The following is an 18,198-nucleotide window of genomic DNA, read 5'->3' on the forward strand; positions in this document are numbered from 1 at the left end:
CCAAGCGTCGGTCCGAGTGGGGAGGCCGCCTCGGTCGGTACGACGCATCTGGATGCTTGATTCGCACGGGTGTCGGGTCAGGTGATTCCCCGTGGAGCCAGGCGTCTTTTTCCCGTTGGGCAGGCCGGCGGGAGGACGAAGGGCGTACACCCGTGCCGAAGCACCGCCCTGCACCGAAGCACCGTCGCCGTCGGGATCCACAAGGGCGGGCGCTGGTCGCACTCGGCACCGCCACCGTTGCCGCGGTGGTCGGCGTGCCCGGGCCGACCTCGGCCGAGCCGACGCGCAACATCAACGAGGTGAGGAGACAGGTCGACCACCTCTACCACGAGGCCGAGCTGATCACCGAGCGGGCCAACGAGCTCGAAGACGACATGGTCGCCATGAACCGCAGGGTCCGCAGCCTGACCGGCGGCGTCGCCCGCCAGGAGAAGCGCGTCCAGGCGATGCGTCGCCAGATCGGGGAGTTCGCGGCGGCCGAATACCGCACGGGCGGTCGCCTCGACCCCACCGTCCAGGTGTTCATCGCCGACAGCCCCGCCGACTATCTGGCGCAGATGACCACCCTGAAGGCGCTGTCCCGCCAGCAGGCGGACCTGCTGCGTCGGTTCCAGGACGAGCAGTCCGACCTGACCGAACGGCGTGCGGTCCTGGGGTACGAACTCGACGAGCTGCGGATGGCCCGGGACGAGACCGACGAACGCCGGAAGGCCGCCCTCCGCAACGCCGCCAGGGCCCAGGCGATTCTCGACCGGCTCACCGCCGAGGAGCGTCGGCGCCTGGAGGAGGCGGAGCGTCGGCGCCAGGCGAGGCTACGGGCGTCCCGCGCCGAGGAACGCAGCACACCGAGCCCGACACCGACGCCCACCCGGTCGCCTTCGCCGACACCCACGAAGTCGCCGTCTCCGACGCCCACGAAGTCGCCGTCGCCCACTCCCACACCGTCGCCGACACCCGACCGCACCAGAGGTGAGATCGCGCTCGCCTTCGCCCGGGACCAACTCGGCGAGCCCTACGTCTACGGCGCCGACGGACCGGACAGCTGGGACTGCTCGGGCCTCACGATGAAGGCGTGGGAGGCGGCAGGTGTCTCCCTGCCCCATTCGTCGAGCAGGCAGTACGACAGCTCGCCGAAGGTCGCCCGCTCGAACCTGCGGCCGGGTGATCTCGTGTTCTATTACAGCGACCTTCACCACGTCGGCCTCTACGCCGGGGACGGCAAGGTCCTGCACGCACCCAAACCGGGCGACAACGTCGAGTACATCAACATCGACTACATGCCCTACGCCGGCGCCACCCGGCCAGGATAGGTGGCGTTTCGTCTCCAGCCGCCGCAGCTCCAAGGTCGGCCGACCGGGCTATCGTGTGCGGCTGTCCCGTGTCGACGCTGAGGTCACGGAACGGGCCTGCCTGATCGCTCAACGCGACCCGCTTGGACGTTCCGCACCTGGACCTCGGCGCAGATGAACCATTCGCTCGTCACAAGCGAACGAGGGATAGCGGGTGTCCGGGTCCGCGGCGTGGAAAACGAGATGGCGGCTGATCACATGGGCGAAAGCGGGGCCGTGAGGCGGCTGTGGGACGTGCGTGTGGGTTCGGTCGCGAGCGGCACCCATGCCTATCGTCGCGACCTGGTGACGGCCGCGGTCGCCGAAGCCGTTCTGCTCACCCTGCTGTGGGCGTACCTGGGACTGGGACTGGCGGGATGGGTGGCGGGGATCGCGTTCACGGTCTTCGGCGGGCTGGTCCTCGGCGCGGCCTTCCGGCGCTCTGGCACGTGGTCACTCAGCCCGGCGGACCGCGTCACCCTGACGCGCCTGACGCTCATCGGTGGCATCACGGCGATCGCCGCAGACCGGATCGGGGGGAGCGCACCGGCGGTGATGGTCGCCCTCGCGACGGTGGCACTGATCCTCGACGGGGTCGACGGCAGGGTCGCCCGCCGTACCGGGACGGCGTCGGAGTTCGGTGCGCGCTTCGACATCGAGGCCGACTCCTTCCTTGTCCTCGTCCTCAGCATCTTCGTCGCGCCGTCCCTGGGTGCCTGGGTGTTGGCGATCGGATGCATGCGGTACGCCTATGTGGCGGCAAGCTGGCGACAGCCGTGGTTGCGTACGCCGCTGCGGCCGCTCTATGCGCGTAAGGTCGTGGCAGTGATCCAGGGGGTCGTGCTCGTCGTGGTCAGTGCGGACCTGCTGCCGAGGTCGGTCGAGTTCGCGGTCGTGGCACTGGCGCTGTTTCTGCTCATCTGCTCGTTCGGGGAGTCCGTGTGGTGGCAATGGCGGCACGGGCGGAATCTTGCCGCCTGACGTGACAGACAATGCGGCCCCGGGCCGCGAGGACACCGAGATCGCGGACGACCGCTGGCGGGACCGACACCCGCGGGCCGCGTGGGCCGCACGGTGGACGACCACCGCCCTTGCCGCGGCGCTCGTGCACGTCGCCCTCCTCCTGCCCAACCAGCTCACCCACCTCGCCCCTGGCGCGTTCGCGCGCATTCCGCTGGAAGGGATCTTCGGCGCGGCCATCCTGCTGGCCCTGGCGCCGAGGCCGAGGCGGGTCGTGGCTGCGGTCGCCGGGGCGACGCTTGGCGTGCTGACCCTCCTGAAGCTCCTCGATATGGGCTTCTACTCGATTCTCGACCGGCCGTTCGACCTGGTGCTCGACTGGCTCCTGGTCGCCAACGCCGTGGAGTTCCTCGGCGAGTCGGTCGGTCAGGTCGGCGCGCTCGCCGCCGCGGTCGGGGCCGTGCTCGTCGCCCTTGTCCTGCCGGTCCTCATGGCCCTGGCGGTCGTCCGGCTCAGCCACCTCATGGTCGATCATCGGCCGGTGGCGACCCGGACCGCGCTGATCCTCGGGACCGCCTGGATGATCTGCGTGACGCTCGGTGTGCAGATCGCCGACGTGTCGGTCGCCACCAAGAACACCAGCGCGATCGTCCGGAACCGCGTGCACTACGTGGATGCGGCCCTGAAGGACCGGCAGGCGTTCGCCAGGCAGAGCACCGTCGACGCGTTCGCCGACACGCCCGCCGACCGGCTGTTGACCGGACTGCGCGGCAAGGACGTCATCGTCGCCTTCGTGGAGAGCTACGGCCGCAGCGCGGTCAAGGACCCACAGCTGGCGTCGCGGGTTCGCGCCACACTCACGGACGGGACCAGCCGACTGCGCGCGGCCGGGTTCTCCTCCCGGAGCGCTTTCCTCACCTCCCCGGCGACGGGTGCCGGCAGCTGGCTCGCCCACTCCACGTTCATGTCCGGCCTGTGGATCAAGAGTGAGCAGCGCTACCGCACTGTCACCACGCGCGAGCGTCTCACCCTCACCGGTGCCTTTCGTCGCACCAACGCCTGGCGGACGGTCGGGATCCTCCCGGGCACCACCCGGGCCTGGCCGGAGGGGAAGTTCTACGAGTTCGACAGGATCTACGACGCTCGCCACCTCGGGTACGAAGGGGCGCCCTACGGCTGGTCAGGCATCCCCGACCAGTACACCCTGTCGGCCTTCGAACGCCTGGAGCGCAGCGCACCTGGCCGCAAGCCGTTGATGGCGGAGATCGTCCTGACCTCCAGCCACAACCCGTGGGTTCCCCTGCCCGAGATGGTCAGCTGGGACGAGGCCGGCGACGGCTCGGTCTACGACGCCATGCGCAAGGCGGACAAGGACCCCGAGGACGCGCGGAACGACGCGGACCGGGTACGCACCGCCTACGCACGATCCATCGCGTACTCGGTGGAGAGCCTCGTCTCCTACGTCGAGACCTACGGCGACGACAACACCGTGCTCGTGTTCCTCGGGGACCACCAGCCCGTCCCGACCGTCACCCGACACGACCCCAGCCGGGACGTACCGATCTCGATCGTCGCCCGCGACCAGAAGGTGCTGGACCGGATCTCCGGCTGGGGGTGGCAGGACGGCCTGGAGCCGCACCCGGATGCCCCGGTCTGGCGGATGGACACGTTCCGCGACAAGTTCCTGACCGCGTACGGCCCGCGGCCCGGGTCGGCCGCGCCAGGACCCTAGCGGTAGCGATCCGGTCCCCGCGATCCGCGCTGAACCTCAGCGGAGCCAGTCGTCGAGGTGTTCGCGTACGAACGCGTCATCGGTCAGGTGGGGGTAGGCGATGCACACCCGGTCGATCTCGGCGACCTGGCCCGGCGAGAGCGTCTCGTCCGGATGGAGGCACCAGGTGCCGGCCAGGAGGCCCTGGCGGCGCAGGATCTCGTGGACGCCGGCGATGCAACCGGCGAAGTTGCCCGCGGCGTCGAAGATCGCGGCGTTCGCGTCGGTCAGCTGGGCGCCTTCCGCGAGCAGGGTGACCGGATCGTCTGTGTCGGGGGAGTCCGACTCGGCGGGGGAGCCGGTGCCGGATTCGGTGGGCTCCGCCTGTCCGGGAGGTCCGGCCGGACCATTGGCACGTACGACGTGATGGATGCGTTCGAGCATCCGGACCGCGCTGTGCGTCCACACCGCCCACTGGCCGAGGAGGCCGCCGACGATCTGCCGTCGGACGAACCGCTGGCCGACGTTCAGGTGCAGCGGCGTCAGGAGGTCGGCCACGATGGCGTCGTCGTTGCCGGTGTAGAGCGCGACGTCGGATCCACGGTCGGACTCGCTGATGCCCCGGATGGCCTCGAGCGTGCGGTAGCGGTCGAAGGGGGCGATCTTGGCGGCCACGACGCTCGGCAGTTCGGCAAGCTCCCGCCAGAACCGCCGGGACAGCCGCTGCCCGCCGACCGCCTCCTGGAGGTAGAAGCCGACGATCGGCAGTACCTCGCCGACGGCCTTCGCGCGGAGCAGGAGGTCGGCCTCGTCGGACTCCGGCCCGCCGGCCGGACCGAGCAGCACCGCGTGGTAGCCGAGACTCGCGGCGAGCTCGGCCTCGGCGATCGCCTGCCGTAGCTCGCCGCAGGCGCCGGCGATGCGGAGGAACGGCCGACGCTGAACGCCCGCCGCAGAAGGCGCGGCGAGCGTCTCGTCGATCGTGTCGCGGGCCAACTCGAGGACGGGGCGGAGCAGCCCGGCCCCGCGGATCGCGAACTGCGTCGTATGGACGCCGACCGCGACACCGCCGGCGCCTGCCGCGAGGTAGTAGCGGGTGAGCGCCCGTTGGCGGCGTTCGTCAAGGCGGCGTTGCGGGGTGAGAGCGAGCGGATGCGCCGGAATCACGCAGCCGTCGGCGAGCGACCGCGCTTCGGCGGCAGGGAGCAACCCCGTCGACGCCGGCAGCCCAGTCGTCCCTGGCAGCCCGGTCGATCCTGGCAGCCCGGTCGATCCTGGCAGCCCGGTCGACCCCATCAGAACGCTCCGTCGCGGCGTTCGAACTTCGTCGGCTTGTCCCACACCGTTCCACCCTTGGCGAGCCAGTCGGCGGTCGCCTCCACCAACGCCTGCAAGGACAGGTCGGGATAGCCGAACATCCGGTGGCACCGCCCGGCGTCGGAGAGAAGTGCCGTGTCGGCCTCGTCGTCGCACAAGCTCGGTTCGACGCCGAGCAGTTCACCGAACCGGGTGGCGATCCGTCGTACCGACGCGGTTTCGGGCCCCGTGAGGTTGAGAACGAGTGCCGGCGTGGACGCGTGCCGCAGGCTGCGCAACGCGACCTCGTTGGCGTAGCGCTGCCAGACCACGTTGACGTGGCTCGTCGAGAGCGTGACCGGTCTCTCGTCGCGGACGGCGGTGCCGATGTCGACGAGGACGCCGTAACGCATCTCGACCGCGTAGTTGAGTCGGATCAGGGTGACCGGAGTGCCGCGCTCGATGCTCGCGTACTCGAAGGCCCGCTCGCGACCCAGGCACGACATGGCGTACTCGCCGACCGGCCCCGGCGGATCCGACTCGGTGCAGCCGCCGCCGGACACCGGGGCGAGCGGGTAGACGTTGCCGGTGGAGAACGCGGCGATCGGGACGTCGGCGTACCGCCGGGCCACGGCGTCCGGAAGGAGGGCGTTGACGGCCCAGGTGTGGGCCGGCCGCCCGCTCGAGCCGAACTTCGCGCCCACCATGTAGACCACGGCGTCCGCGTCCGGCAGTCCGGCAAGGTCGGCGTCGGGAGTGAGGTCGAACCTCCGCGTCTCCACACCGGCCGCCCGGAGGCCCTGCTCCACGGCCGGGTTGGACCACCGGGACACCGCGACGACAGCTATGTCGTCGCGTCCGGCCGCGTCGAGAGCGCGCCGGGCCAGCTGGCACAGGCTCGGGCCCATCTTGCCGCCTGCCCCGAGTACCACCAGATCCCCTCGCAGGCCGGCGAAGTCGGCGAGCTCGGCGACAAGGGCCGGTGAGGGCTCGCCGAGCCGGTCCTCGAGATCTGCCTCGTTGTCGAACACCTTGCGCTCCAGTTTCGGTTCGTACGACACGACCACGGTAGGCCGCCGAGTTTCAGGTACGACCGCGGGCGGCCCAGTTGAGATAGCCGATCGCCGCCAGGCCGGAACCGTAGCCCGGTTGGACATCGTGGTCGACGTACACCGCGCGGCAGTGTGGGAAGATCCGGTCGTCCCACCGGACCACGGGCAGCCAGCGCGGTGCCTGGAGGTACTGACCCGACGTGGCGAGAGCGCCGCTTCCGTCGACCCGGACGAACGTCGTGGCGACGCCATCGGCTTCGGTCGCGAGGTTGTCGGCATAGGTGCGCGCGAACCTCGCCATGTCCGAGCCGTCGAAGGCGAGCTTCTCGCGGAAGGCCAACGCGGCGAACTCCACGCTGATCGCACCGTGGCTGAGATCCTCGATCTGCTGTGCGCCGACGCCACCCGACCCGTACGCCGGTGTGTAGGCCGAGACGTCGGTGTCCGGAGACCCCGTCTTGGCGAAGCCTTCGTACATGACGCCGAACTTCGGCCAGTACGTCCAGACGTACGCCTGGTCGCCGTCAACCGTGAGTTGCGTGGCGACCATCCGGGCCATCGCCCGGGTCCGGGACCGGTATCGCGCGCTCCCGGTCGCCGCGGCGAGCTCGGCGTAGGTCTGGCCGAGAGCGGTGCTCTGGTTGACCGGCTGCTCGGTGCCGTCGTACGGCACCGGCATTCCCTTCGGCCACTGGAGGTAGCCCAGTCCGTCGCTCTCCCGCCACTCGTCGTCGTGGACGGTGACGGCGGCGGTGACGGCGGCGAGGTACTCGTCGGCCTTTCCCTTGTAGTGCGGGTTGTTACGCAGCTTCGGGTCGTCGTAGACGGTCCGCACGTACGCCGCGACCGGATAGGTGACCATCCCCGTGTGTACGGCGAAGATCACCGGCTGGGAGCCGAAGCTGAACGTCCCGTGCCCTGGAAGCCCACTCTCGTCGCCCGTGCCCCGCAGGTCACGCGCGGTCGTCATCGTCAGCGTGGGATAGGCGTCGTAGACCCGCCTGACCGCGTAGTCGGGGCTCGCCGGATCCATTACCAGGTTCGCGAACGTGTCCACGTAGCCGTACTGCGCGTTGCGTACCTCGAGGGTGAACGAGTCCGCGCTGCTGCCGGCCCTGACCATCGCGGTGGCCGTGTCGGCATAGGCCCGCGCGCTACGGACCTCCAGGACCGGGTGTCCGGCGGAGTCGGTGAGCTCGACGGTGCCAACCGTGTAAGGGTTCGCTGCCCGCCAGGCAGGCAGCGACCGGCCGCGGTAGTCGGTGACGCCACGCACACTGTCGCGCTGGTCCAGCATGAGGTCGACGTTGGTGATGAGCCGGTCGAGGTAGTAGGTGTCTCGGTAGGCCTCGTACATCCGGAGGAACCCGAGGAGCACGTACGACTGACCCCACGCCAGCCCACCCGCCTCGTTGGGCTCGTCCGGCTGACCGCTGGCCCCACCTTCGTGGAAGATCCGGTCGAAGGTGTCGAACGTCTCCCGCGACGTGTAGTCGTACGCCGACGCCGACGCCGCGCGGGCGGGTGGTGCCGGAATCCCGAGACCGGTGGCGGCGGCGACGCCGAGCAGGCCACCTCCGGCAAGCAGGCTCCGCCGGCTGGTGAGCGGGGAACTCCCGATGGCGGGGTGAGAGTGCTGACCCGTGGAGTGCGGGCTCGCGGGGTGGGACTCGAAGGATGTGCCGGGCATCGCGGATTCCTTTCCACCACAGCGAAGGGGCTGGGCGCACAGCGGGCACGCGGTCCGGTGACCTCCATGGGTTTAGGGCCTGACCGTAACTCGTGCACCGGGACCTGGTCAAGATCCTGTCCCCGTCCCGAGCGACGGGGTGAACTGTCCAGACCGGCAACGGCCATCACGTGATATCCGGTCTTGACCCATTATCGGGTTGGCGGCGATCCTGCAGGTTCCGAGCCGTACGCAGCAGCCCGAGGCCGAGGTGACCGCAGATGTCAGCACTGCTTGCCCAGAACGGCGGCAGCCCAGTCCGCACAACGCCCTTCCCTCGGTGGCCCAGCTCGGATGACGAGGAGGCCCGGGCGATCACCGAAGTACTCGCCTCCGGCGAGTGGGGCAGTACGCACGGCGAGGTGGTCGCGACCTTCGAGCGGGAGTTCGCCTCCTACCAGCAGGCGGCACATTGTGTCTGTGTCTGCAACGGCACGCTGGCACTCGCCGCGGCGTTGCGTGCGGTCGGTGTCGGGATCGGTGACGAGGTTGTCGTCCCGTCCTACACCTTCATCGCCAGCGCGGCGGCGGCGACATTCGTCGGGGCGGTCCCGGTCTTCGCGGACCTCGATCCCGCGACGTACCTCCTCGACCCGGCCGCAGCGGCGGCGGCCCTCACCCCGCGGACGAAGGCCGTGATGCCTGTGCACATCGCCGGGCGTCCGTGTGACATGACCGCGTTCACTGACCTCGGCCGCGAGCACGGCCTGGCGATCGTCGAGGATGCCGCGCAGGCCCACGGCGCCGAGTGGCAGGGGAGGCGGGTCGGGGCAATCGGCACCGTCGGTACGTTCAGCTTCCAGACCAGCAAGAACATGAGTGCCGGCGAGGGCGGTGCCGTGGTCACCGACAACGACGAACTCGCCGACCACCTCTACTCGCTGGCGAACGTCGGCAGGGTCAGCGGGGGCGGTTGGTACCAGCACGAGCGGCTCGGCTACAACCTGCGGCTGACGGAGTTCCAGGCGGCGATCCTGCGCGTCCAGCTGCGGCGCCATCCTGCGCAGCAGGCCGTCAGGTCCGCCAACGCCGCCCTCCTCACCGAGCTGCTGGGGAAGGTCGAGGGGGTCTGGGTTCCGGATGCCGTCACGTCGGTCACCGCGCACGGCTGGCACCTGTTCGTGTTCCGGCTGCCCGGCATCGGTGGTGCCGAGAGCCGCGATGCCTTCGTACGAGCGTTGGCGGCGGAGGGGATCCCCTGCTCGGGCGGGTACCAGGGCCTGCATCGCAACGGTGCGCTCCGCGCGGAGATCGCGTCGATCACGGGCCGGCTGGGGCAGCCGTACCCGGAGCCGGAGCTGCCGGCGACAGACCTGCTGGCCTCTGACACTGTGTGGCTGCCGCAACCCGTCCTTCTCGGCACCGAGGAGGACATCCATGACGTCGCCACGGCCATCGAGAAGGTCCTGCGCCACCTCGACTGAGGGCCACCTCGTCTGAGGGGCTCCGCTGAGGGCGGCAGGGACCAACTGACGCGCAATGACCACGCCCGGTAGGCCTGTGCACCTCATGAAGGCGTCCATGCCTGTTCCAGGTACCACAGGCGTGCTCAGCGTGGTCATTTGCGGGTCGGCCACTGGGCGAGCACTCTCGCCTGCCGGGGCGAAATCCGGTTGCAGGGACTGGGGTGGCTCACCAAGGATGCCGCGGTGGGCCGAACCAGGATGCATACCGACGAGATCATCACCGACGCCGAGCTGGTCCGTCGCCTGATCGCGGGGCAGTTCCCCCAGTGGGCGGATCTGCCGATCAGCCTGGTCGTGTCGTACGGAACCGATCACGACATCTACCGACTCGGTGATCATCTGTCCGCCAGGCTCCCGCGCATCGGCTGGGCAACCGAACAGGCGGCGAAGGAGGCGGAGTGGCTGCCGAAGCTGGCACCGCACCTGCCTCTCTCACTTCCCGTGCAGGTGGCGACGGGCCGGCCGGCCGAGGGCTATCCCTTCGACTGGTCGGTGTACGAATGGTTGCACGGTGACAACGCCAACGGCACACTCGAGGATCTGGACCAGGCGGCCGTCGATCTCGCCGCGTTCGTGACGGCACTGCGCCAGATCGACACGGCCGGTGCGCACCCGCGACCGCGTGGAGGTCGAGGTGGACCACTCGCCGAACACGACGAGCAGGTCCGGCGGTCGATCGCCCAGCTGGGCGACCGGATCGACGGCGATGCCACGCTGCGCTCGTGGGAGGAGTCGCTCGCCGCTCCGCCCTGGGCCGGCAAGGACGTCTGGCTGCACGGCGACCTGCTCCCGGGGAACCTGCTCGTCGTCGACGGCCGGTTGTCAGCGGTGATCGACTTCGGTGGCCTCAATGTGGGTGATCCCGCGTGTGACCTACAGCCGGCATGGAACGTCTTCGCAGGCGACAGCCGCCAAAGGTACCGGTCCGAGCTCGACGTCGACGACGCGTCGTGGCTGCGTGGCCGGGGCTGGACGCTCTACCAGGCGGTCTCCGGGCTGGCGTACTACTGGGACACCAATCCCGGGATGATCCGCCAGACCTCGCACGCGCTGGCCGAGGTCCTCGCCGAGAGCTCACCCTGAGCCCTCCCTGAGCCGTCCCGCACGTCAGCCGACGCCGCGCACCTGCCGGAGGAGGAACGACGTGCTGCCGGTGGGCAGGTCCGTCGCCAGCTCCACGAACGGCCGGCCGTGCCGGACCACGACCGTCGCGGTCCCGGCACCTGCCTCGACCGTGAACGCCGCATCGCCGGCCAGCCCCGGCACCGCGAGCAGGACGGCGGCGCCGTCCAACGCCTCGTCGGTCTCAACGGCGACCCGCAGGGCGCCATCCGCGTCACCCGTGACGTCGAGGCGCACGCCACGCCGGCGGCGCTCCCAGGAGTTGAGCTGCTCCGACGTCCACCACACCATGCCGCGCGACCTGGCCTCGGCGGCGAGGCGGACGCACGCGGCGCGCGTCGGCGGCCGGAGGTGCAGGTGCGGCGAATGGAAGAGGAAGTGCGCGACGCCGTGCTCGGCCAGCACCTGGTCGAGGATCACGTCACGGTTCGCCTCGTGCCCGGCCCAGGCGAGATCCTGGGTGTGCAGAGGAAGTTCGAGGACGTCGATCCGCCGGTTCGCCTCAGCCGCGTCGGCCATCGGGAACCACAGATGGCAACTCCCGAATGGAAATCCGACGTCGCCCTGCTTGCTCGGCCCGCGGGACTGGTCGATCTCGATGCCGATCCGCTCGCACCAGACGAAGAACTCGTGCCAGCCTTCCCAGCGGGTGTAGTGGTTCTTGTTGGAGACGATGCGTTCCCGGCCGGTGAGGGCCTGCGCCCACGCGTACTGTGCGCGCAGCTGTGGCCATCCCCATGACGCGATGTCGGCGTCCTCCATCGCGTTGTAGTGCAGGGCCTGCTCGTGCCCCCGGTCGGCGATCGCCTGCACGATCGCCGGGTCGTAACCGCCGGGATAGACGTGGCACCACGTCACGCGGACGTCGATCTCGTCGAAGACCTCCAGTGCCGTCGCGGCGTACTCCGACACGTTGCCGTCAGAGTCGTGCGACATGTGCGCAACGGCGGGGACCCCTGCTGGCCAGTAGAAGAGCCAGGGGAGTACGACGTCACACCGTTCGGCGGCGTCAAGGACCAGCGTGAGGAACACCCGGCGCCAGATGTCGGCCTGCGGGCGGTGGAAGATCGGCGCCGCCGCGGGTGGCGGATACTCGTGCGGGAACAGCCCTTCGGCCACTCCGGCCTCGCCGGGCGGCAGCGCCCGGTCCCGCTCGTAGGACAGCGGCAGCCCGTCGTCGCACTTGAGGATGCCGTCGTCGACCGGGCACGAGCCGTCCGCGGCCGGCGCGCCGTCCTGCTCGACCCGGAACCCCTGCTGGATGCGGACGATCGACTGCCAGAGATCGACGCCGCAGACGACTACGACACCTCGACCGAGGATGCGCGCCACGATCGCCGCCGCGCCAGAGGTCCACCTCGCAAGGACGTCGCCGCCATCGCCAGGTGCGAGTTCTACACCACCGTACGCATGGAGTGGCACGTCCGGCGGCTGTGTCAAGGCGCCCTTGACGACCTCGACGTGCCCGTCCGCGACCGGCGATCCGGCCGTCACGCCGGTGAGCTCGACCAGCGTTCCCGATCCGCCGCACAGGACAAGAGCCCCGCCGCGCTCCACCCATCCCGTGACAGCCGTAACGGCAGCGGCATCCAAGGACGGCGGGTGTGGAAAGACCAGAACACCGGGTGCGTCGGCCGTGGCGGCCCCAAGCCCTGTCAGCGCGTCGGGCGCGAGGACGTCGTACGGCAGCCGCACGTGATCAAGGACCTCGGTCGTGTAGAGCCACCACGCGTCTCGCCCTTCGTGGTGGGCGGCCTGGGCGGCACCGTCGTCGAGGACGAGACCGATCGGGGCGGGTGAAAGAGTACGGGTGGCGGATCCCACGGAACTCCTCAGGTCGGCATGGTGATTGCGTTGCCGCGTACCGGCAGGACGGCGCTCAGCAGCGTGCGGGTATAGGGATGCTGCGGCGAGTGGAAGAGTGCCGCGGTCGAACCCTCTTCCACCACGACCCCCTGGTTCATCACGGCGACCCGCGTGGCAAGGCGTTCGACAACCGCCAGGTTGTGCGAGATGAACAGGCACGTGAGTCCCAGCTCGGTCCGCAGGTCGAGCAGCAACGCCAGGATCTGCGCCTGGATCGACACGTCGAGGGAGGACGTCGGCTCGTCGCACACCAGGAGGTCGGGTTGCAGCGCCAGCGCCCGGGCGATCGCGATCCGCTGCTGCTGTCCGCCGGAGAACTGCCGTGGATACAGGTCGGCGAACCGCGGGCTCACGCCCACGAGGTCGAGCAGCCGCAGCGCTTCGGCTCGCCGGGACTCCTTGTTCCCGTTGTCGTGCAGGCGCATCGGCTCCATCACGTTGCCGGCGGCGCTGTAGTGGGGGAGGAGTGAGCCGTACGGATTCTGGAACACCATCTGCATCCGTCGGCGCGTCGTCCGCAGCGCCCGTCCGCGCAGGGTCGCGAGGTCGTGCCCGTCGAAGAGCACCCGCCCCGACGTGGGCGGCTGTAGCCCCATCAGGAGGCGGGCGACGGTCGACTTGCCGCTGCCGCTCTCGCCCACGAGGCCGAGCGTCTCACCGCGGTGGACCCCGAGAGTGACACCGTCGACCGCGCGGACCGCGCCGGCCCGGCTGGAGAAGACCTTGGTCACGTTGTCCGCGCGGACCAACACGTCGTTCGTGTCAGGCATGCGCCACCGCCTTCCAGCAGGCGGCCGTCCGGTTGTCGCCGAGCTGCACCAGTCGCTGCTCGGTCTGGCAGCGTGGCAGTTCCACCTTCGTACACCGCGGGTGGAACGGGCAACCCTCCGGCCGCCGGGCGAGGTCGGGCGGGCTTCCGGGGATCGGTGCGAGCGCCCGGGCGCTCGCACCCAGCTCGACGCTGGAGTCCAGCAGCCCGACGGAGTACGGATGACGCGGTGTGTCGAGCAGGTCCCGGGTGGGTGCGCTTTCGACCACGCGACCGGCGTACATCACCACGACGTCCTCGCAGAAGTACCGGGCAACCCCGAGGTCGTGGGTGATCATGATGACGCCGGTGCCACGGTCCTTCAGACCCGCGAGCAGGTCGAGGATCTGCCGCTGCACGGTGACGTCGACGGCCGTCGTGGGTTCGTCGGCGATCAGCAACGCCGGCTCGGTGACCATCGCCATGGCGATCATCGCGCGCTGGCGCATGCCGCCGGAGAGCTGGAAGGGGTACGTACGAATCCGGCGTTCCGGCTCGGGGATGCCGACGTCACCGAGGGCACGGACCGCACGCTCCCGCGCCTCCGCCTTGCCGCAGATGCCGTGCCAGAGCAGGTGTTCGGTGAGCTGACGCTCGAGGGTGAGGGTGGGGTTCATGGCCTCCATGGCGTTCTGGAAGACCATGCCGATGTCACGACCACGTATCCGTCGCAGCGCGCGCGAACCGAGGGCCAGCAGGTCGCGAGCGTCCCCGCCACGGGGACGGAAGTACGCCCGACCGCTGGTGATGCGGGCCGTGCGTGGCAACAGGCGCAGCAGGCTCCGCACCGTGACGCTCTTGCCACTGCCGCTCTCGCCGACGATCGCGAGGGCCTTGCCGGGTTCGACGTCGAAGCTCACTCCGTCGACGGCGCGCAGGGGTTCGCCGGTGCGGGCGAACTGTGTCCGCAGGTCGCGCACGGACAGCAGTGCCTCGGTCGCCGTCTGCTTTTCGCCGCTCATCGCTGGTCCCCACTCGCGTCGAACGCGTCCCGCAGGCCGTCGCCCACCCAGGTGAACGCCAGCAGGGTCAGGGCGAACAGCACGGCCGGGAAGACCAGCAGGTGCGGCGCGGCGAGCAGGTATCGGGTGCCCTCGGCGATCATCAGACCCCAGGACGGCGTCGGTGGCTGGACGCCCAGCCCGAGCAGGGCGAGGCCGGCCTCGGCGGCGATCGCGGCGGGGATCGCGAAGCTCGTCGTGACGAGGATCGGGCCGATGGCGTTCGGCAGGATGTAGCGGACCGCGATGGTCGGGCCGCGGGCACCCATCGCGCGTCCTGCCTCGACGTACTCCCGCTGCTTGATCGTGAGCACCTGCGCGCGCACCAGCCGGGCCTGCGTGACCCACGACGCGATCCCGATCGCGAGGACCAGGGCGAAGATGCTGCGGCCGAGGACCGTCACCATGACCACGGCGAAGAGGTAGCTGGGGAAGGCGTACATCACGTCGGTCAGGGCCATCAGCAGCTGCTCGATCCGCCCGCCCAGATACCCCGCGACGAGACCGATGAGCAACGCCAGCGCGAGCGCGGTGAGCTCGGCGCCGAACGCGACGATCAGGGCGGTACGAAGGCCGTAGACGAGCCGGCTCGCGATGTCGCGTCCCAACAGGTCCGCGCCCAACGGGTGCCCGGCCGTACCCGGCGACGCGAGCTTGTTCGCGAAGTCGGTCTCGGCGTAGTGGTGGGGCGCGAGCAGCGGCGCCGCGAGCGCGACGACGACGAGCAGACCGCAGAAGACCAGGCTGACCAGGGCGAGCCGGTTACGCCGGAAGCGTTCCCACGCGCGGGCCATCGGCCCACGGGCGCGTTCGGCCGTGGCAGCTGCTACGTGGCCTGCGTCGTCGCGGCCTGTGTCGCTTCGACCTGCGTCGAGTCCTTCCGCGGTTGCGATCGTCCCCACCCCCCTTCACTCCTGATCCTCGGGTCGAGGACGCCGTAGATGAGGTCGACCACGAGGTTGGTGACCATGAGGATGAGGGCGAAGAACAACGCCGTGCCCATCAGGAGCGGCATGTCCCGGCTGGCCGCGGCGGCGGCGAAGTAGAGCCCGAGCCCCGGGATCCGGAACAGTGCCTCGACGAACACCGTCCCCGTCATCAACGCGGCGAGCAACGGACCCACCACCGTGACGAGCGGGATCAGGGAGTTGCGCAGGGCGTGCCGGATGATGACGACGTGCTGGGGTCCGCCCTTGGCGAGTGCTGCGGTTACGTACTCCTCGCGCAGGGTTTCCAGCATCGACGACCGTACGTACCTCGCGAGGACGGCGGCGGGCCCGAGGGCGAGCGCGAGCACCGGCATCACCATGTTCTGCGGCCCGTCCCATCCACTCGACGGCAGGACGTGCAGCGTCGCGGTGAACAGCAGGACGAGGAACGCCGCGGTCAGGTAGCTCGGCAGCGCGTGCCCGAGCGTCACCACGAACATCGTTCCCGCGTCGCCGAGGGAGTTCTGGCGCAGGGCGGCGAACACCCCGACGGGCACCGCGATGAGCAGGGCGAGGACGACCGCGATGACCGCGAGGGTCGCCGACACCGGGAACGCCTGGGCGATGATCTCCTGCACGTCGAGGGTCGCGTACTTGTACGAGGGACCGAAGTCCCAGGTGACCGCGCCCTTCATGAAGATGAGGTACTGCTTCCAGACCGGCACCTGCTCGCCGTAACGCGCCTGCAGCTCGCCGACCATCTGCTCCGTACCGGCGCCGCCGATGTTCGTCGCGCCACTCGCCACCCGCGCGATGTCGGCGAAGTTCCCCGGGGCCAGCTGCAGCAGCGTGAAGGTGATGATCGAGACCGCCACGAGTGAGACGATCAGGCGGACGACCCGTTTCGCCACGTACACAACGAATCCCACCCGTTCACCTCCTCACCGTACGCCACCGAGCGTCGCTGTGCTGTCCTGCTGGGCTGTCCTGCTGGGCGGCCCTGCTGTGCGGTCCCTGCTGGGCGGTCCGCAGGCGCGGTCCCGCTGTCCGACCCGCTCAGGCGCCCGTGAGGCCGAGCGGCTTGAGGTAGAAGAAGTCCGGGTAGGGCCGCAGCTGCACGCCCGTGACCGTGGGACGGACGGCGAAGAAGATGTCGGCCCAGACGACCGGGACGAAGAGGTACTGCTCCTCCCGCAGCTTCGCCGCCTGTTTGAACAGCTCGAGCTGCGTGCTCTCGTCGGCTGCCTTGGCCTGGGTGACGAGATCGGCGAGGCGGCGGGAGTCGGCCGTAGACTCCTCGGCGAGGATCGCGTTCAGCTGTGCGGTCTTCTGCGCCGGCTTGAGCTTGGTGTCCGCCAGGACCTTCTGGTACCGCTGCCAGACGTCGGCCGGCAGGCTCATCATCTGGACGTCCTTGGGCGACCACAGGGTGCCGACCATCGTCGGCCAGGTCGGCAGACCCGCGAACGAGCCGTAGTAGAAGCCGATGTAGTCGCCCTTCTGCACCTGCCACCGGCGCTCGACGTAGACGCCGGCCTCGACCACATCCGCCCGTGCCTTGATGCCGAGGTTGCGCTTCCAGGTGTCGACGATGGCCTCGACCATCGGGGTCTGCACTCCGGCCAGGACCTTGATCTCCGGCAGGCCCTCGCCGCCCGGGTATCCCGCCTCGGCGAGCAGCCGCTTCGCCTCGTCGATGTCCTCCTGGACCGCGATGCTGTCATCCCAGCCGGCGGTGCGTTCGGTCACGAGGGACAGACCGGGATGCAGGCCAGGGCTCACCTCGGCGAGGGACTCCCGGCCGAGGCCGAGGGAGAGTGCTTTGCGGACCCGTACGTCGTCGAGGGCGGGGTTCTCGCTACGGAGCTTCGCGAGATAGATGATGCTGTACGTACTCACCGACTTCAGGTGCTTGGACAGCTCCGGGTCCTTCTGGAACCGCAGGATGTCGGCGTCGCTGATCCCGAGGATGTCCACCTCGTCGTTCTCGTACGGCACGGTGGCCGTCCCGGTGGCGCTGGGCTCGACCAGCTTGACGTCGATCTGGTCCAGGTGGACGTTCCCCCGGTCCCAGTAGTGCGTGTTGGGCACGAGCAGGATGCTGGAGTTCTTGGTCCACTTCTGTACCGCGTACGCACCGTTGGAGACGAAGTTCGGCGGGTTCTGCCAGTCGTCGGGCTTGGCCTCCACCGAGTCCATGTGCAGCGGCAACAGCGCCGGGTGGGTGAGGGCCAGCAGGAAGTCGGGGTTGGGGTTGGCGAGGGTCAGCACCAGCTCGCGGTCGCTGGTCGCCTTCACGCCGACCTTCGACCAGTCCTCGAGCACGCCGGCGAGGAACTCCTCCGCGCCCTTGATCCCGGTGGACGCCTGGTAGGAGTTGGCACCCAGCGTGGTCCCACCGGCGCTGGTCCCGGCGGGGGTGAAGAGCCGCTGGTAGGTGCGTTCGAAGTCGTGCGCCGTGACCGGGTCGCCGTTGGACCATTTCGCGTCGGCGCGGAGCTGGAACGTGTAGGTGAGGTTGTCCGGTGACACCGACCACTCGGTGGCGGCCGCCGGTACCACGTCGTCACCGGACTCGTTCTGGGTGACGAGCCCTTCGAGGATGCCGCGGGTCAGAATCCACATGCCGTTGGTGATGACCTGCGGGTCGAGGACCTCGACGGGAACGAAGCTGATCCGCAGGACCGATGTGTCTTTGCCGCCCTTACCGGGACTGTCCGTCCCCTCGACGTCACCACCGTCGAACAGCCCACATCCGGTGAGTGACCACGCGCCGGTGGCCAGCCCGATCAGGCCGGAGATCCGGAGAACCTCCCGTCGCGACATTCCCACGGGTGGTACCCACATTGCGGCGCGCTTGTCCATCGGTGAACCTCTCTTCGCCCCACCGGCATCGTGCGCAGTGGGTTTCCGGGCCCAAGTGAATCGAG

14 protein-coding genes are annotated in these 18,198 nt (G+C 69.7%); 5 read left to right on the forward strand and 9 right to left on the reverse strand.

Annotated elements, in window-relative coordinates:
- The first annotated feature begins 152 nt into the window (after positions 1-152).
- From ABNF93_RS09265 to ABNF93_RS09275, 3 genes are all read left to right on the forward strand, one after another.
- On the forward strand, positions 153-1,310 hold the full coding sequence (locus ABNF93_RS09265) for a C40 family peptidase (RefSeq protein ID WP_349327431.1): 1,158 nt from the start codon (positions 153-155) through the stop codon (positions 1,308-1,310).
- A 273-nt stretch (positions 1,311-1,583) separates the two neighbouring features.
- The gene (locus tag ABNF93_RS09270) at positions 1,584-2,309 is read left to right on the forward strand and encodes a CDP-alcohol phosphatidyltransferase family protein (RefSeq protein WP_349327432.1); all 726 of its coding nucleotides are present in this window, start codon (positions 1,584-1,586) and stop codon (positions 2,307-2,309) included.
- A 1-nt stretch (position 2,310) separates the two neighbouring features.
- The gene (locus tag ABNF93_RS09275) at positions 2,311-4,020 is read left to right on the forward strand and encodes an alkaline phosphatase family protein (RefSeq protein ID WP_349327434.1); all 1,710 of its coding nucleotides are present in this window, start codon (positions 2,311-2,313) and stop codon (positions 4,018-4,020) included.
- Between the two features lie 36 nt (positions 4,021-4,056).
- Here the strand turns inward: ABNF93_RS09275 and ABNF93_RS09280 are convergent, their stop codons facing one another.
- From ABNF93_RS09280 to ABNF93_RS09290, 3 genes are read right to left on the reverse strand one after another with little or no spacing between them, the layout of a single operon-like run.
- Positions 4,057-5,295, reverse strand: coding sequence for a dihydrodipicolinate synthase family protein (locus ABNF93_RS09280; RefSeq protein ID WP_349327435.1), 1,239 nt, complete (start codon positions 5,293-5,295; stop codon positions 4,057-4,059).
- Positions 5,295-6,356, reverse strand: coding sequence for an NAD-dependent epimerase/dehydratase family protein (locus tag ABNF93_RS09285; protein ID WP_349327437.1), 1,062 nt, complete (start codon positions 6,354-6,356; stop codon positions 5,295-5,297). Before ABNF93_RS09285 ends, ABNF93_RS09280 begins: the two co-directional genes overlap by 1 nt.
- A gap of 22 nt (positions 6,357-6,378) precedes the next feature.
- The gene (locus ABNF93_RS09290) at positions 6,379-8,037 is read right to left on the reverse strand and encodes a hypothetical protein (protein WP_349327439.1); all 1,659 of its coding nucleotides are present in this window, start codon (positions 8,035-8,037) and stop codon (positions 6,379-6,381) included.
- Between the two features lie 260 nt (positions 8,038-8,297).
- Here ABNF93_RS09290 and ABNF93_RS09295 point away from each other — a divergent pair, with 260 nt between their 5' ends.
- Both ABNF93_RS09295 and ABNF93_RS09300 read left to right on the forward strand, forming a co-directional pair.
- Positions 8,298-9,500: a DegT/DnrJ/EryC1/StrS family aminotransferase gene (locus ABNF93_RS09295; protein WP_349327440.1), complete on the forward strand. Its 1,203-nt coding sequence runs from the start codon at positions 8,298-8,300 to the stop codon at positions 9,498-9,500.
- A gap of 225 nt (positions 9,501-9,725) precedes the next feature.
- The gene (locus tag ABNF93_RS09300) at positions 9,726-10,625 is read left to right on the forward strand and encodes an aminoglycoside phosphotransferase family protein (protein WP_349327441.1); all 900 of its coding nucleotides are present in this window, start codon (positions 9,726-9,728) and stop codon (positions 10,623-10,625) included.
- A 24-nt stretch (positions 10,626-10,649) separates the two neighbouring features.
- Here the strand turns inward: ABNF93_RS09300 and ABNF93_RS09305 are convergent, their stop codons facing one another.
- The 6 genes from ABNF93_RS09305 to ABNF93_RS09330 form a co-directional block, all read right to left on the reverse strand.
- On the reverse strand, positions 10,650-12,488 hold the full coding sequence (locus ABNF93_RS09305) for a polysaccharide deacetylase family protein (RefSeq protein ID WP_349327442.1): 1,839 nt from the start codon (positions 12,486-12,488) through the stop codon (positions 10,650-10,652).
- Positions 12,489-12,496: 8 nt separating this feature from the next.
- Positions 12,497-13,300 (reverse strand): ATP-binding cassette domain-containing protein, encoded by an 804-nt coding sequence (locus ABNF93_RS09310; protein ID WP_349327443.1) that lies wholly within the window; start codon positions 13,298-13,300, stop codon positions 12,497-12,499.
- Positions 13,293-14,300: an ABC transporter ATP-binding protein gene (locus tag ABNF93_RS09315; RefSeq protein WP_349327445.1), complete on the reverse strand. Its 1,008-nt coding sequence runs from the start codon at positions 14,298-14,300 to the stop codon at positions 13,293-13,295. The genes ABNF93_RS09310 and ABNF93_RS09315 overlap by 8 nt, the downstream gene beginning before the upstream one ends.
- Positions 14,297-15,133 carry an ABC transporter permease gene (locus tag ABNF93_RS09320; RefSeq protein WP_349327446.1) on the reverse strand — a complete coding sequence of 279 codons (837 nt, stop codon included), beginning with the start codon at positions 15,131-15,133 and terminating at the stop codon, positions 14,297-14,299. Before ABNF93_RS09320 ends, ABNF93_RS09315 begins: the two co-directional genes overlap by 4 nt.
- Positions 15,134-15,165: 32 nt before the next feature.
- Positions 15,166-16,197 carry an ABC transporter permease gene (locus tag ABNF93_RS09325; RefSeq protein ID WP_349327447.1) on the reverse strand — a complete coding sequence of 344 codons (1,032 nt, stop codon included), beginning with the start codon at positions 16,195-16,197 and terminating at the stop codon, positions 15,166-15,168.
- A gap of 127 nt (positions 16,198-16,324) precedes the next feature.
- Complete coding sequence (locus ABNF93_RS09330; RefSeq protein ID WP_349327449.1) at positions 16,325-18,133, reverse strand: peptide ABC transporter substrate-binding protein; 1,809 nt, start codon at positions 18,131-18,133, stop codon at positions 16,325-16,327.
- Positions 18,134-18,198 lie beyond the last annotated feature (65 nt).

This window comes from Actinopolymorpha sp. B9G3, assembly GCF_040120725.1.
GTDB lineage: Bacteria > Actinomycetota > Actinomycetes > Propionibacteriales > Actinopolymorphaceae > Thermasporomyces.